Raw genomic sequence first — 14841 nt, forward strand, 5'->3', positions numbered from 1 at the left:
CGATGCTGACCACGTTCACCCGGATCAAGATCGTCGCATTTGTGATCATCTCGTTCGTCACGGTCTCGTACATCGGGATGACCTATGCCGACCTGGGACGGCACATCGGCCTGCGCGACTACTACACGGTCAAGCTCCAGCTGCCCGAGACCGGGGGACTGTTCAAGGGATCGGCGGTGTCCTATCGCGGCGTCACCGTCGGGCGGGTCGACGCCCTCGACCTGGCCGACGGCGACGGGCAGAACGGCACGCGGGTCGTCGCCGACCTGCGTATCACCTCCGACGCGAAGATCCCGGCCAACACGAACGCCGTCGTCGCCAACCGTTCCGCCGTGGGCGAGCAGTACGTGGACCTGCGGCCGGCCACCGCCGGCGGCCCGTACCTGAGCGCGGGATCGACGATCACCCGCACCGCGGCGACCACTCCGCCGCCGGTCAGCGAGACGCTCAAAGCGATCAACGATTTCAACGCGTCCATCCCGACCGACTCGCTGCAGATCACGCTGGAGGAGCTGGGCAAGGCGTTCACCGGTCAGGGACCGCACCTGCAGAGGCTGCTGGACGCCTCGGACCAGTTCATCAACACCTCCTACGAGAACCTCGACACCACCGTGACGTTCCTGGAGAACGGGAACGCCGTCCTGCGCACCCAGAACCAGGAAGCCGCATCGCTGCGGGAGTTCGCCCGGGAGGGCCGCAAGTTCGCCGAGGCGCTCAAGGGCTCGGACGCCGACATCCGGCGCCTGATCGCGGCGGCCCCGCCCTTCTCCGCAGAACTGTCGGGCCTCCTGCGCGACCTGGACCCGGGGCTGCCAAGGCTGCTGGCGAACCTGCTCACGGTCTCCCGGGTCACCGACACCCGCATCCCGGGAATGCGGCAGTTCTTCTCCGACCTGCCGGCCGTAGCCGCGATGGGCAACACCATCGTGCGCGGAGGAACGCTGGAGATGGGCCTCATCAACACCTTCTTCAACCCGCTGCCGTGCGTCTCGGGATACGGCGGCACCTTCTATCGGAACGGCCAGGATGTCCAGGGCGGCAGCCGGCCGTTCAACACCGGAGCCCGATGCACGCTCAGCCCCTCGACCGGCGTGAACGTGCGCGGCGCCGCCAACGCTCCGCGCGGCGGCGTTCCGGAGCCCGCCAAGCCCGGAGTGGCCAGCGGCGCCGCCGATGTCCTGGAGGCCGTGGGCCTGCCCGGTGTCTGGCCGTCGACCACGGGCACCGTCGGCCAGGGCGCCACCGCGTACAGCGACCTCGAACGACTGCTGGGACTGCGGAAATGACGGCCGACAGCAAGGTCCGGAACGCGGCCGTGGCGCGGGCGAAGGCCCGGAGCGCCACGGAGAGCGCCGGATCGGGTGGCGGCGGAAAGCGGCCGAAGCGACGCAAGCTCGTCGTCGCGGCCGCGGTCGTCGTCGCGGCCGCGTCGGCCTGGGGAGGGTGGCAGCTCGTCCCGAGCGACGACGAAGGTTTCCGGCCGCTGACCGAACGCGAGAAGGTCGCCGCCGCTGCGACCCGGCAGCTGGCCGCGCTGAGCTCGATGGATCCGGCCCGCGTCGATGAACGGCTCGGCTGGTGGGAGCAGGCCTCGACCGGCACCTTGCGCGCGGAGCTCGCCCGAGACCGGGCCGCCAATCGCAAACGATTCGCCGCCATCAGCGCCGCCGCCACCGGCACGGTCGGCTCGCTGGCCGTGACCGCGCTGAACGGCGACTCGGCCACGGTCATCGCCTCCGTCCGCGTCAAGTTCGTCGGCACGGCGGACTGGCGCACCGAGCAGAGCCGCCGTTATCAGGCCGGGCTGACCAGAACGCCGCAAGGCTGGCGGACCAGTTCGCTCTTCCTGCTGCCCGTGCCGGCGAGCACCGCGAAGAAGCCGACCGGAGCCCAGCAGACCGGACGTGCTCCGGCGCCGCCCGCACCGGCGGCCGAGGACGCGCCGATCCTGACCGACGTGACGAAAGCGGCCGAGGCGGTCTTCAGCTACCGGTACGAAAACCCCGCTGCCACCCAGCAGGCGGCACGTGACGCGCTGGTCGGAACCGCCGCCGGGCAGTACCAGAAGCTGTTCGGCATCGTCGCCGACCAGGCGCCCAAACAGCGGCTCACCGTCACGAGCAAGGTCCTCCGGATCGGCGTGATCGAACGCTCTGGGAACTCCGCCACGGTGCTGATCTTCCTCGACCAGACGTCCACGCGGCAGGGCGGCCGCCCGTCGTTCGCCGCGACCGCGTTGAAGGCCACCGCCCGGGTGGAGAACGGGCGGTGGCGCATCAGCGACCTGCGTTCGACGTGACCCGCGTTCCACCGATGACGAGCAAGGAAGCCCAGATGGCAGATATCAAGCTCGCGGCCGGCGCACCGGAGCAGTCCAGCGAGACGGCGGAGCCGAACGAGCCGACCGGACAGGCGGAGGAGCCCGAGCTGCCGGAGGAGCCCGAGGCGACCGAGAAACCGGACGACGAGAAGCCGGACGAAGAGCCGGATGAGACGCCGGTCAAGAAGACGTCCAAGGCACCGGCCAAGAAATCGGCCAAGGCTTCGACCAAGGAGCCGGCAGAGAAGCCCGCCAAGAAGCCGGCAGGGAAGCCTGCCAAGGAGTCGGCCAAGACACCGGCTGAGGCGCAGGAAGAACGGGCCGTGCGGATCCGGATTCCGGTGATCGTCATCACGGATCCGCTGAAGGCGGCGCTGACCCTGCTGGCGCTGGTCGCGGTCGTGACGGCGGGCTGGTTCGTGTACGACTGGAACGCGGCCAAGGACGACCCGGCCCGCGCCGTGGCGGCGGCCCGCGACCAGGCGCTCGCGCAGGGACGCCAGGCGATGGTGAACCTCAACACCCTCGACTACCGCGCCGCCGAACGCGATCTGAAGGTCTGGCAGGACTCCTCGACGGGCGAGCTCTACAACCAGATCGCCGCGGGGCGCGAGGGCCTGATCGCCGATGTCACCAGGAACAAGACCGCCACCTCGGCCAAGATCCTCGAAGCTGCCATCACCGAGCTCGACGCGGCCGCCGGAAAGGCCACGATCATCGCGGCCCTCCGCGTCACCGTCACCCCTTCCACCGGGGCGGCCACCACAAGGATCAGCCGGCAGACCGGGCAGCTCACCCGGACCGCCGAGGGCTGGAAGCTGGCGTCTCTCGGCCAGGCCCCCAGCGGCGGCTGAGACGCGTCACGACGATAGAGCAGGGGTGTGCCATGAAGAATTCCGAAAAGGCGACGCGCGGTGACGAGAAGAATGCGGAGTCGAATTCCGTCCGTACCTCGTCCGGTCGTGGACGGTTCAGTTTCAGCGTGATGGTGCTGGCCGCTCTCGTCATCGCCGGCGGTGGTACGACGGCATGGGCGGCGAAGGCGAAGAACGACCTGTCCGCCACGACGGCGTCGCAGAACCTGGCGTTGACCGATACCGCGCGTACCAGTGATGTGAAGGGCCAGGTGGCCAGCGCGGTGTCGACGGTGTTCTCGTACAGCTACGCCGATACCGCCAAGACGGAACGGGCGGCACAGAAGCTCCTCACGGGCAAGGCGGTGCAGCAGTACAACCAGATGTTCGCCCGGGTCCGCCAGCAGGCACCGCAGATGAAGCAGGTCCTGACCACCACCGTCACCGATGCGGCCGTCGTCACGCTCAGGGCGGACTCGGGGCGTCTGCTGGTGTTCGCGGACCAGCGCAACACGACCGTCGGCGACACCGCGAAAAAGGACGCCAAGAGCAAGACCGAAGGGGGTGGCAAGACCGCTGCCTCGGCCGCCGTGTTCGCGGTCGAGGTCGTCCGGGACGACGGAATGTGGAAGATAACCGGCATCGATACTTTCGGCGCCTGACAATCTGTCGACAAATCAGTCTTGATAAGTTCCCGCACGCACTTTGTCACTTCGAGGGAATTGCTGTCCACCTTCGGCCAGCAATCCTAATTGGGGGCCTTGTGGCAATTTGTTGTGCCGGGTTTCAATGAAATACCCGCAGGTAACACGAGAAAATCGGAGGACCGCCCCCATGAAACTCCGGACGAAGAGAACCGCCACTGTTCTGTTCGCCGCCGGCGCCGCGGCCGCCTTGACCGCCGGCCTGGCACCCGCCGCCTCGGCGGCCCCCGCGGCCCCGGTCCGGGCCGCCGACGACCCGATCCCGACGTTCGACTTCTCGGACTGCCCGAAGCTGCCTGACGGCGCCAAGAAGGAGGCGTCGTACTGCATCAACGTCGTCGTCACCAGCGGGAAGCTCATCACGGGCAACATCGCCAACGACGTCACCGAGCCGATCAAGATCACCTATTCGAGCGTCGTCATGGCCGACAACACCTACAAGACGGTCTTCGGCGCCATGCGGACCAAGGAATCGAAGATGAAGGACGGGATCTTCAAGGACCCGTTCACCGAGGTCTGGGGGAAGGCCGAGTACGTCGGCGGGTTCACGGTCCAGCGGTTCAACATCACCATGGACATCAAGATGAACCTCACCCGGCCGTTCCTCCTCGTCGGCGGATGCTCGATCGGCAGCAACACCAACCCGATCAAGCTCAAGCTGATCACCGGCACGACCAACCCGCCGCCGCCGAACACGCCGATCACCGGGAAGCGGTACACGGTCCTGTCGACCAACCCGCATGTGGCCAGCCTGACCCACGTCGACAACTCGTTCGAGGTGCCCGGGGCCACTGGCTGCTGGCTCGACACACCGCTGCGCCTGGTCAGCGGCCTGGTCAACAGCCAGGCCGGCCTCCCGTCGGTCCCCGGCAAGAACACCGTGATCTTCAACGAGTACCTGAGCCAGCGGAGCTACGCCGAGCTCAGCTGATCCCGACCCCGGCCGCATGGCGGCCGGTCCGGCCCTGAACCAGCGCGCACGCACACCCCCGTGCCTGCCAGGGCCGGCTGGCCGGGCGGCGGAGGAGTAGGGCAGATGACGGGGCCCCCGTCCGTTCATCCGCGATCCTCTCCTCCGCCGCCCGGCTTCCGTCATGCCGTGTTCTCCGTCATGCCGTCATGCCGTGTTCTCGGTCATGGGCACCCCTGGACGGGCCGCGCCTTCGTCTGACCACCCCGAAGGCGCGGCCCTTGCTGTGCCGGTTCAGGTCGCCGGTTCAGGCCATGGCCGATACAGGCCCGGGAAGCGGCCCTGTCGGGTGTTTGACTCACATGCTGATGGATCGTCATTCCCAACGTAAGGAGAACGGAATGCGGCATGTGAAAGCCGTCGCGGCGCTCGCCGTGGTCGGCGCGGTCGCCCTGGCCACTCCGGCCAGTGCGTCCACCGCGCTGGCGAGCCGGTTGACCCTCAGCATCACGCCCGAGTCATCGACCGGTGGCCCCGGCAGAAGCGTGACCCTCATCTGCGAGCCGACGGGTGGTACCCATCCCGACGCCGCGGCCGCCTGCGCAGACCTGATCAAGGCGAACGGCGACATCAAGCGGATCCCCCCGGCGAAGGGCCACTGCTTGCCGGTCGAGATCCGGGTCACCGCCAAGGCCTTCGGTACCTGGCAGGGCAGGCAGGTCTCGTACAGCCAGTCCTTCACCAACGACTGCTACGCCAACCAGGCCACCGGCGGGCACGTCTTCCACTTCTGATCGCCACTTCTGATCGGCATTTCTGATCGCACCATGGCGGCCCGAGCCCGCACTCGGGCCGCGAACCGGAGAGCGGCTTTCCAGGCGTCACGGTTTCTAGGCGTCACTGTCCGGTGTGGCGACGGGAGGTTCGCCGGTCCTCCAGACGGGTGTCACCGTGACGCTGGAGAACCGCCACCCGGCCGGTGTGCGGACCGCGCCGAAGCGGTAGCGCTCGCCCACGGCCAGGTCCGGCTCGGGGGAGGTGGCGTCGCGGACGAAGGTGGCGACCAGGTTCGCGCGCACCGAGGCCTCATCGCCGTCCAGGTCGATGAGGACGTTGGAGATCACATGCTGCGTCCGCTCGAACTGGCTGTGGACACGGCGTGCCCGGGCGGCGAGCGCCTGGAGTCCCTGTGACCGCCCGCTCTGCGTCTCGACCGTCGCGTCCGGGGTGAAGATCGTGTCGGCGTCGTCGAAGCGCTGCTCGTCCAGCCACAGGCCCTGCCGGGTGAGCAGGTCGGTGAGCTCGGCGCGGTCGGTGAGGTCCTGCACGTTCGTGGTCATGGCCACCTCGCTAGTCGTTAGTCGCCTAAACGTTCGTGCCACTAACGTAAATCGTTAGTCTGACTAACGCAAGGGGTAGGATCGTCGCCATGAGTGCCGCACATGAGGTGCCCGCGCGGTTGCGCGGCCTGCCGAGCAGGCTCCTGACGCAGGCGGCGATGCACGCCGATCGGCTGACGGCAGAGGGGCTCTCCCGCCAGGGCGCGCACAAATGGCACTACGCCGTGCTCGCCTCGCTCCAGGAGTTCGGGCCGGCGAGCCAGGCGAGCCTGAGTCGCCGCACCGGCATCTACCGGAGCGACCTGGTGGCTGTCATCAACGAGCTTGCCGAGCGTGGCCTGGTCGAACGCGCTCCGGACCCAGAGGATCGTCGCCGCAACGTCATCACGATGACCGGCGAGGGGCGCGCGCACCTCCGCAAGCTCGACGTGCTGATCGCGTCCCTCCAGGACGAGTTGCTCGCGCCGTTCAGTGAGGCGGAGCGCGAGCAGCTGATCCAGCTTTTGGAGCGCCTCAACGACCACCACGCCAGGGAGCGTCAACCACAGGTTGACGATCTGAGGGCGTCAACCTAAGGTTGACGCATGGCGAATCAGGTACGTCTCGACGAGCTGATCGAGGCGATCAAGAGCGGGCGTTCTCGGGACGCCCTGGAACAGCTGTCCGACGCGGTGCTCCTCGCAGAGCACCTCGGCGAGGTCGCCGACCATCTCATCGGCCACTTCGTGGACCAGGCGCGCCGTTCCGGCGCCTCCTGGACCGACATCGGCAAGAGCATGGGCGTCACCAAGCAGGCCGCACAGAAACGGTTCGTGGCCAAGACCACCGATGTCGAACAAGGTCTCAACCGCTTCACCCTCCGCGCCAAGAGCTGCGTGAAGGCCGCGCACCGGGAGGCCGCCGAAGCGCGGAACGCCGAAGTGCTGCCGGAGCACCTCCTCCTCGGCCTGCTGAGCCAGCCGGAGGCGCTCGCGGCCAAGGCGATCGTCGCGCAGGGAGTGTCGCTTGATGCCGTACGGGAGGCCGCGGTGCTCCCCGATCCGGGCGACGAGGCGCCCGAGCCCATCCCCTACAGCCCGCAGGCGACCAAGGCGCTGGAGTTGACGCTGCGCGAGGCGCTCCGCCTCGGCCACAACTACATAGGGACCGAGCACATGCTGCTCGCGCTTCTCGAACTGGAGGACGGCACAGGTCCGCTCTCCGGCCTCGGCATCGACAAGGCGGCCGCCGAATCCTTCGTCGCCGCCGCTCTCGCGAACCTGTGAGCGGGGCACCGCTCCCCGGTGCGATCCAGTTGCCCGACGGCACCTGGATACGCGGCCGGGGGCTGCGAAACCCGCGCCCCGACGGCCCGGCGCCCGACCTCGGCCTCTACCTGGGGTCGGACCGCCTTCGCCGCCGCCACGAGGCGGCACTGTCCTGGTCTCACACGTGGATCGACTGGCCCGACTTCCTCCTGCCGCGCGACCGCGAGCAGGCGATCAAGGACATCCGGGCGCTGTACGAGCGGGCACGGGCGGGCGCGGCGGCCGAGGTCGCGTGCGGCGGCGGGGTCGGCCGGACCGGCACCGTCATCGCCTGCCTGGCCGTCCTCGCCGGAACGGACCCGGCGGAGGCCGTCGCCTGGACCCGTGCCACCTACAACCACCGGGCCGTCGAGACCCCGTGGCAACGCAGATGGGTGGCCCGCTTCCCGTCGTCCCAGGGCACGCGCGAAGGCGCCTAGGACGATTCCAGATGCTGCTTGGCGAGCCGCACCTCCTCCTGTACGTCCGCGTTCAGGCGGTGGCGGAGGAGCGGCTCGGCCAACCAGCCCAGCCAGGGTTTGAAGCGGTAGTTCAGCGTCCGGATCAGCCTGGTCCCGCCCTCGACGGGGGTGCAGACGAAACTGGCGTCGAAGTCCGTCGTCAACCGGGACAGCCGGTTGGCCGGCGGCGGCGCGAGCCGGATGTCGATGCGCTCCCCGGGCGTCCGCCGCATCTGCGAGACCGTGGGCGGCCCCGGGAGCCCCGCGACGCTCGGCCGGAAGCCGAACTCGGTGAGGTCGCCGTCGCGGCGCACGCACCGGATCGGTCTGATCTTCTTGTCGATCTGGGCGTATCTCTCGACGTCCATCACGAACTCCAGGAGCTCGTCGGGCGTGCACGAGATCGTCTCAGTGACCGTCACCGTGAGCATGTCTTCAGCCTAGGAAGGCCTCAAAGCCCACGGTTTGGGCCCCCGGGTCAGGACCGCAGGCTGCGGAAGAACGTGCGGATGTCGGAGACGAGCAGGTCCGGCGCCTGCAGCGAGGCGAAGTGCCCGCCGGTGTCGTACTCCGACCAGTGCGTGATCGTGTTGGAGATCTCGGCGAGCCCGCGGATCGCAAGGTCGCCCTTGAAGCTGGCGATGCCGGTCGGGACGGGCGAGGGCGCGGGCCGTTCACCCCAGCCCTCCTCGCCCGCCTCCAGGTAGAGGCGCGCGGCCGAGCCGGCGGTACCGGTGAGCCAGAGGATGGTGACGTCGGTCAGGATGACGTCGCGGTCGATCGGGGTCTGGTCGGTCTTGCCCGGATCGTGGGCGACGTACCATTCGATGTTCCAGGCGAGCTGCCCGGCAGGGGAGTCGTTGAGCGCGTACGCCAGCGTCTGCGGCCGGGTGGCCATCTGCGTGGCGTAGCCCGAGAAGCCCTGCCACTCCGCCGCGGCCTCCTGCGCGAGCTTGCGTTCGGCCTCGGAGAGCCGATCCAGATCGCCCGGCACGGTCGGCACCGAGGCGTTGGCCAGCGCGTTCACATGCACGCCGATGACGCGTTCCGGGGCGAGGCGGCCGATCTCGGGGGAGATGATGCTGCCGAAGTCGCCGCCCTGCGTGCCGTACCGCTCGTACCCGAGCCCTTGCATGAGCTCGTCGAGGGCGCGGCCGATCCGGCGGGAGCCCCAGCCCGTCTCGCGTGTCGGCCCGGAGAACGCGAAGCCTGGCAGGGAGGGCACGACGACATGGAACGCGTCGGCGGGGTCCCCGCCGTGCGCTCGCGGGTCGGCCAGCGGCCCGATGACATCCAGGAACTCGTACACCGTGCTCGGCCACCCGTGCGTGATGAGCAGCGGGATCGCGCCGGGCTCCGGCGACCGCACGTGCAGGAAGTGGATCCGCTGCCCGTCGATCGTCGTGGTGAACTGCGGCACCTCGTTGAGCCGCGCCTCGTGCCCGCGCCAGTCGTAGCCGGTGCGCCAATGGTCGACGAGTTCGGTGAGATAGCCGCGTTCGACGCCGTACGACCAGCCGACACCGGGCAGCTGGTCGGGCCATCGCGTACGCGCCAGCCGTTCGTCCAGCTCATCGAGGTCGGCCTGAGCGATGTCGATTCGGAAGGGCTGTGGTTTGTCCATGCACCCACTCTCCGGCGGTGCTAGGACAGGCGCGTTCCTACATTGATGGGAATCTTGAGAGATGTTGGAAACCTCGGCTCGTCTCCTGCGGCTGCTGTCCCTGCTCCAGATGCACCGCGACTGGTCCGGCACAGAACTCGCGGAACGCCTTGGAGTCACGACCCGTACCGTGCGGCGGGACGTCGACCGGCTTCGCGAACTGGGTTACCCGGTGCACGCCGCGATGGGGTCGCTGGGCGGCTACCGGCTCGGTGCCGGGGCCGCGCTGCCGCCGCTGCTCCTGGACGACGACGAGGCCGTGGCGGTCGCGGTCGGCCTGCGGACCGGCGCGTCGGGAGGCGTCTCCGGCATCGAGGAGCCCTCACTCCGCGCCCTCAACAAGGTCGAGCAGGTCCTTCCCACCCGCCTGCGCCACCGGCTCTCCGCGCTGGAGAAGACGATGGTGGCGATCCCGCCCCGCAACGCGCCCACGGTCGACGCCGCCGTGCTCACCGCGATCTCGGCCGCGATCCGCGCGGCCGAGACGCTCCGCTTCGACTATGTCCGCCACGACGGCGCCGAGACCCGCCGGGACGTCGAGCCCCACCGCCTCGTCAACTGGGGCCGCCGCTGGTATCTGGTCGGCTGGGACACCGAACGAGCCGGCTGGCGCACGTTCCGGGCTGACCGCATGGCCCTCCGTACGCCCAACGGCCCGCGTTTCACCCACCGCGAGCCGCCCGACGGTGACGTCACCGCCTACATGCAGCGGACGATGGGCCGCGACATGTGGCCTTACCACTGCCGCGTCATCCTGCACGCACCCGCCGAACGGTTCGCCGGTCAGATCGAGGGCACCGTGACCCCGATCGACGAGCACCGGTGCCGCGTGGAGATGGCCACCGACTCGTTCGACCTCGTCGTCTTCGTCATCGGCATGCTCGACGTCGGCTTCGAGGTGGAGTCGCCACCCGGACTGAAGGCCCACCTCCGCAAGCTCTCCACCCGCTTCGCCGCGGCGGCGGACGATATGGAGATCCGCGAAAGCAGGAATCGCGAAAGCAGGAACCGCGAAAGTGGGAACCGCGACGCCGCGTCCGGCTGAGAACGGGGTGAACCCACACGGAGAGGACCCCTTATGACTGGACGTGGTTCATGTTGACCGCGCCTCTCGATACCCCCGCCGCCTCTCCGGAGGACGCGAGTGACGCCGCGCTGCTGCGGCAGTCGTTGTCGCAACCGGAGAGGTTCGCGGCGCTGTTCGACCGCCACAGCGATGAGATCTACCGGTACGTCGCCCGGCGGCTCGGACCGGAGACGGCCGAGGACGTCGTCGCCGAGACGTTCCTGACGGCGTTCCGCAAGCGCGGCCGCTACGACCTGGCCCGGCCGGACTCCCGCCCCTGGCTGTACGGGATCGCGACCAACCTCGTCCGCGCGCATCGCCGCACTGAGGTGCGCCGCAACCGTGCGCTGGCCCGCAGCACGGAACGGGAAGCGGCCGAGTCGTTCGACGAGCGCAGCGCCGCGCGGGTCACGGCCGAGCAGCTCCAGCCCCGGCTCGCCGCCGTGCTCGCCCAGTTGTCGGCGGCCGACCGCGACCTGCTGCTGCTCATCGCCTGGGCGGACCTGACCTACGAGGAGGCGGCGCAGGCGCTCGGGGTGCCGATGGGCACCGTCCGTTCGCGGCTGCACCGCGTCCGCAAGAAGCTGCGCCGCGCGCTGGGCGGCGGCAACCCGATGGCGACGAACGAGGAGTCCCTGGCATGAATGACGACGAGATCACTGTCTTCCGGAAGGCACGTCCCGATGTGCCGCCCTATGACGACGCTGCCAAAGCCCGCGCCCGTGCCCGGCTGCTGGATGCCCGGACGAGCCGATCCGGCCGCTCGATCCGCCTTCCGCGATTGACCTCCGCCCAGGGCCTGCTCGCCGCGGGCGCCGCCACGGCCGTTCTGATCGCCGGGCCGACCCTGCTCGTCAAGAACTTCGACCGGGACGGCGGGCCAGGCGCCACCGGCAAGTCGAACGCCCTGGGGCCCGGCGCCGCCGCCCCGGACGACCGCCCCCGCCCCGGCCAGTGGTCGTACATCAAGATCCTGAGCGCCTCGTCCTCCAAGGGCGACGGCGGATCGCTCCTCGGCCCGCCCGACCTTCGCGTCACCAGAGAGGAGTGGCGCAGCGTCGACGGCAAGCAGACGGCGTTCATGGACAAGGGCAAGCTGCGGACCGACCCTGCAGCAGGGGCGGGGGTGCAGAGGCGGAGCGGGAGCAAGCAGATGGCGATGTCGGAGACGTCGCCGCGTACGGACTACCCGTACCTGCTGTCTCTGCCGACCGAACCCGCCGCGCTGCTCGCCGAGATCGGCCGGACCATCGACAAGGAGAACGGTCCGCACAAGGCGACCGCCGAGCAACGGGCGTCCCGGACGTTCCAGATCATGGAGATCTGGATGCGGGACGTGGCGCTGCCGGCCAAGCTGCGGTCCGCGATGTACCGCGCGCTCGGGCAGATCCCCGGCGTCAAGTACGAGGGGAGGGCCGCGGACATCGCGGGTCGTTCCGGTGTGACCTTCTACCGCATCGAGGAGGGCTACCTGCGGATGGAGATCATGGTCGACCCGGCCACCCACCAGTTCCTGTGCTTTCGCGCCATCGCCATCCGCAACCATCTCAGTAAGGCGGACGACAGGAACACCTTCCGCAAGAAGGGAGACATCCTCGGCTGGGGCGGTCCGGTCAAGGTGGGCTTCGTCGACAAGCCCGGTCAGCGCCTCTGATCGCCGCTTCCGGCCACGTCCCGCTCCTCGCCCCGAATGGCAGGCGGCCATAGATTGTCATTCATGAGAATGGAGCAGCCGACTCGATTCGGGTGGCTGCTCCATTTCCCTTGAAGTGAGTATTCAAGGGCGCGGATGGCGAACTTCATCGTCATCGGTTGAGCCGAGGTGGTCGCATGACACAGGACGTGCCGGCACCGGACGTGGGGCGCTTGGTGATGATCGGCGCCGTGCTGCTCTGCTCGATCGGCACGCTCGGCGTGGTGTCGAACGCCTCCGCTCCCCTGGACAAGGGCGGCCGCGCACCGGGCATCGCCGACCTCTTCCGGATCAACGCGGGGCGGATCTCCGTGGCGGCCGCGGTCGCGATGGCGCTGGCGGCGGTCCTCGGCCTCCTCGCCCTGCGCTGGTCGGTGCGGCGGAGCTGGCCGTGGCTGCTGCTCGCCGGAGTCGCCCTGACGCTGCCGAATGAGTACGCCCATCTGATCGCGCCGTACGACCTGCCGCCCGGCGGCGCCCTCTACCGGACCGTCTCGGCGCTGACGACCGGTGCCGCACAGCTGGTGCTCATCGGCACGCTGGGCGCGGGCATACGCCTCTGCCATATCGGCGAACGCGGCGTCGGAGCGGCTCTGATCGGCGCTGGATTCGGCGCGCAGATATTCGGTGCGAGCACGGACGTGTGGTTCGCGCGCATTTTGATACTCGGGCCTGGTGGCAATTTTCCGAGTGCGGGGGAGGCCCTCAAACAGCTCGTGCACGACGGGATGATCCTCGCGGCGATCGGCGGGGCGTTCCTTCTGGCGATGCTGCACCGCAACTATGGCGACCGGCCCGAACTGGCCGGCCCCGACAGGGATCCTGGCCTTCGCGTGACGCTCGCCGGATCGGTGGCCATGGTGTCCCTGATACCGGCCGCCCTGCTGGCCGATTACCGCACCTACACCATCACCGGCTCGCTGGTGTTGCTCGTGACGGCCATCGTCTGCGCGGCTGCCGCAGGCGTGCGCGCCACCATCGGCACCGCCGTGGCCACGGCGGCGCTCGTCGGCATGTCGAGCCCGGCAGCGAAACTCATCAACGTCGAGAGTCTCCACCCTGTCCGGCTGTGGTTCTGGGTCGCGCTCGGCGTGGTGACCGGCGGGGTCGCCGCCTACTTCTCACGGCGCAACCACTCGGCGGCCATCGGGTGCGGGACCGCGGCGGTGCTCCTGCCGCTGATGTCCGAGCGTTCGACCCCGGGGAACGCGCTGCTCCTCGGCCTCCTCGTCGCCGGAGTCACCGCGCTGATCGCCTCGATCGACGTGTGGGCGGACCCGTCCTCACCGGCCGTCCTCGGCGCGCTGGTCGTGCCCGCGGTCCTCGGCGGGCACGGCCTGCTGACCGCCAAGGGCGACACCGGCACCCGCGATCGGGTCACCGAGCCGCTCGAAAACCTCTGGGTCTATGTCGCCCTGCTCCTGCTCGCCGCAGCCTCGATGGCCGTGCTGGCATTTCTGGAGACCAGGGCCCGGGCTCGCCCGACTTCCGTCCCGGCCTGATCCGGCGGCGCGTCCGGCAGGACGGCTCTAGGCTGCGGTCATGGGGGATGAGACGGAGCTGCTCGAAGCGGGACGCCGTGGCGATGAGGAGGCGTTCGGCCGGCTCGTGGCGCCCTACCGGTCCGAGCTCCACGCGCACTGCTACCGGATGCTCGGCTCGGTCCAGGACGCGGAGGACGCCCTCCAGGAGGCGTTGCTCGGGGCGTGGCGAGGGCTGGCGACGTTCGAGGGGCGCAGCTCGTTGCGCACGTGGCTCTACCGGATCACCACGAACGCCTGCCTGCGGTTCCAGGACAAGCGGCCCCGGCGCATCCTCTCCGCCGACTACGGCCCTGCCATCCCGCCTGACGGCGACCTCGGCGAGCCCGTCACAGGTCCGGTGTGGGTGGAGGCCTATCCCAACGACGAACTCTCCTCAGAGACGCGATACGAGCTGCGGGAGAGCGTGGAGCTCGCGTTCGTCGCCGCGCTCCAGCACCTGCCCGCCAACCAGCGCGCCGTGCTCATCCTGCGCGAGGTGCTCGTGTTCTCCGCCGGCGAGGTCGCCGAGTCCCTCGACACGAGCGTCGCCTCGGTCAACAGCGCGCTGCAGCGGGCCCGCAAGACCGTTGACGAACGGGTGCCTGCCCGGAGCCAGCAGGCGACGCTGCGCGCTCTCGGCGAAGAGGCCGAACGCGAGTTCGTCGGCGCCATGGTGGCCGCGTGGGAACGCGCGGACGTGGACACGATCCTCGGCATGCTCGCGCGGGACGCCAGGTTCACGATGCCGCCGCTGCCCGCGTGGTTCGACGGCCGGGACGACATCGGCGTCTTCCTCAGAGAACGTGTGTTCGCCACGCCCTGGCGGATGGTCCCCACGCGGGCGAACGGTCAGCTCGCGCTGCTCTGCTACCAGGGTGACAAGGACGGCCGCTTCAATCTCGGTGCTCTCAACGTGTTCACGCTGAACGAGGACAACCTGATCACCGAGATCACCGCGTTCCTCGACCCCGCGGTCGTCGGCCGCTTCGCTCACGGCTCCTGAGGGCCGCGGTAGGGGAAC

Annotated in this window: 17 protein-coding genes; 14 read left to right on the forward strand and 3 right to left on the reverse strand. The window is 69.3% G+C overall.

Going from position 1 to position 14841, the window contains the following annotated elements:
- Positions 1-2 precede the first annotated feature (2 nt).
- From F8566_RS25585 to F8566_RS25610, 6 genes are all read left to right on the forward strand, one after another.
- Positions 3-1286 (forward strand): MCE family protein, encoded by a 1284-nt coding sequence (locus tag F8566_RS25585; RefSeq protein ID WP_151564202.1) that lies wholly within the window; start codon positions 3-5, stop codon positions 1284-1286.
- Positions 1283-2299 carry a hypothetical protein gene (locus F8566_RS25590; protein ID WP_151564204.1) on the forward strand — a complete coding sequence of 339 codons (1017 nt, stop codon included), beginning with the start codon at positions 1283-1285 and terminating at the stop codon, positions 2297-2299. The genes F8566_RS25585 and F8566_RS25590 overlap by 4 nt, the downstream gene beginning before the upstream one ends.
- 35 nt (positions 2300-2334) lie before the next feature.
- The gene (locus tag F8566_RS51510) at positions 2335-3174 is read left to right on the forward strand and encodes a hypothetical protein (RefSeq protein WP_225993515.1); all 840 of its coding nucleotides are present in this window, start codon (positions 2335-2337) and stop codon (positions 3172-3174) included.
- 128 nt (positions 3175-3302) lie between these two features.
- Positions 3303-3836, forward strand: a complete 534-nt coding sequence (locus F8566_RS25600) for a hypothetical protein (protein ID WP_151564206.1) — start codon at positions 3303-3305, stop codon at positions 3834-3836.
- Between the two features lie 172 nt (positions 3837-4008).
- Positions 4009-4809 carry a hypothetical protein gene (locus F8566_RS25605; protein WP_151564208.1) on the forward strand — a complete coding sequence of 267 codons (801 nt, stop codon included), beginning with the start codon at positions 4009-4011 and terminating at the stop codon, positions 4807-4809.
- A gap of 380 nt (positions 4810-5189) precedes the next feature.
- A complete protein-coding gene (locus F8566_RS25610; RefSeq protein WP_192809859.1) occupies positions 5190-5582 on the forward strand; it encodes an SSI family serine proteinase inhibitor in 393 nt (130 codons plus the stop codon).
- A gap of 96 nt (positions 5583-5678) precedes the next feature.
- Here F8566_RS25610 and F8566_RS25615 read toward each other — a convergent pair whose 3' ends face one another.
- Entirely contained in the window at positions 5679-6128 is a 450-nt protein-coding gene (locus F8566_RS25615; RefSeq protein WP_151564212.1) for a nuclear transport factor 2 family protein, read from the reverse strand.
- 89 nt (positions 6129-6217) lie between these two features.
- On the opposite strand from F8566_RS25615, the gene F8566_RS25620 reads away from it, so the two are divergent.
- From F8566_RS25620 to F8566_RS25630, 3 genes are read left to right on the forward strand one after another with little or no spacing between them, the layout of a single operon-like run.
- Entirely contained in the window at positions 6218-6703 is a 486-nt protein-coding gene (locus F8566_RS25620; protein ID WP_151564215.1) for a MarR family winged helix-turn-helix transcriptional regulator, read from the forward strand.
- 9 nt (positions 6704-6712) lie between these two features.
- Entirely contained in the window at positions 6713-7393 is a 681-nt protein-coding gene (locus F8566_RS25625) for a Clp protease N-terminal domain-containing protein (RefSeq protein ID WP_151564217.1), read from the forward strand.
- Entirely contained in the window at positions 7390-7854 is a 465-nt protein-coding gene (locus F8566_RS25630; protein ID WP_151564219.1) for a phosphatase domain-containing protein, read from the forward strand. Before F8566_RS25625 ends, F8566_RS25630 begins: the two co-directional genes overlap by 4 nt.
- Here F8566_RS25630 and F8566_RS25635 read toward each other — a convergent pair.
- Together F8566_RS25635 and F8566_RS25640 are read right to left on the reverse strand one after the other, a co-directional pair.
- Positions 7851-8306 carry an SRPBCC family protein gene (locus F8566_RS25635; protein WP_151564221.1) on the reverse strand — a complete coding sequence of 152 codons (456 nt, stop codon included), beginning with the start codon at positions 8304-8306 and terminating at the stop codon, positions 7851-7853. The two genes, F8566_RS25630 and F8566_RS25635, sit on opposite strands and share 4 nt — an antisense overlap.
- A gap of 47 nt (positions 8307-8353) precedes the next feature.
- Positions 8354-9499: an epoxide hydrolase family protein gene (locus tag F8566_RS25640; RefSeq protein ID WP_151564223.1), complete on the reverse strand. Its 1146-nt coding sequence runs from the start codon at positions 9497-9499 to the stop codon at positions 8354-8356.
- A gap of 61 nt (positions 9500-9560) precedes the next feature.
- Between F8566_RS25640 and F8566_RS25645 the strand changes: the two genes are divergently transcribed.
- The 5 genes from F8566_RS25645 (at position 9561) to F8566_RS25665 (ending at position 14823) form a co-directional block, all read left to right on the forward strand.
- Positions 9561-10583 carry a helix-turn-helix transcriptional regulator gene (locus F8566_RS25645; protein ID WP_151564225.1) on the forward strand — a complete coding sequence of 341 codons (1023 nt, stop codon included), beginning with the start codon at positions 9561-9563 and terminating at the stop codon, positions 10581-10583.
- Positions 10584-10633: 50 nt separating this feature from the next.
- Complete coding sequence (locus F8566_RS25650; RefSeq protein ID WP_151564227.1) at positions 10634-11248, forward strand: RNA polymerase sigma factor; 615 nt, start codon at positions 10634-10636, stop codon at positions 11246-11248.
- Positions 11245-12258: a CU044_5270 family protein gene (locus tag F8566_RS25655; protein WP_151564230.1), complete on the forward strand. Its 1014-nt coding sequence runs from the start codon at positions 11245-11247 to the stop codon at positions 12256-12258. The genes F8566_RS25650 and F8566_RS25655 overlap by 4 nt, the downstream gene beginning before the upstream one ends.
- Before the next feature lie 176 nt (positions 12259-12434).
- Positions 12435-13799: a hypothetical protein gene (locus tag F8566_RS25660; protein WP_151564232.1), complete on the forward strand. Its 1365-nt coding sequence runs from the start codon at positions 12435-12437 to the stop codon at positions 13797-13799.
- 40 nt (positions 13800-13839) lie between these two features.
- Positions 13840-14823: a sigma-70 family RNA polymerase sigma factor gene (locus F8566_RS25665; protein ID WP_151564234.1), complete on the forward strand. Its 984-nt coding sequence runs from the start codon at positions 13840-13842 to the stop codon at positions 14821-14823.
- Positions 14824-14841 lie beyond the last annotated feature (18 nt).

The organism is Actinomadura rudentiformis, from assembly GCF_008923185.1.
Classification (GTDB): domain Bacteria; phylum Actinomycetota; class Actinomycetes; order Streptosporangiales; family Streptosporangiaceae; genus Spirillospora; species Spirillospora rudentiformis.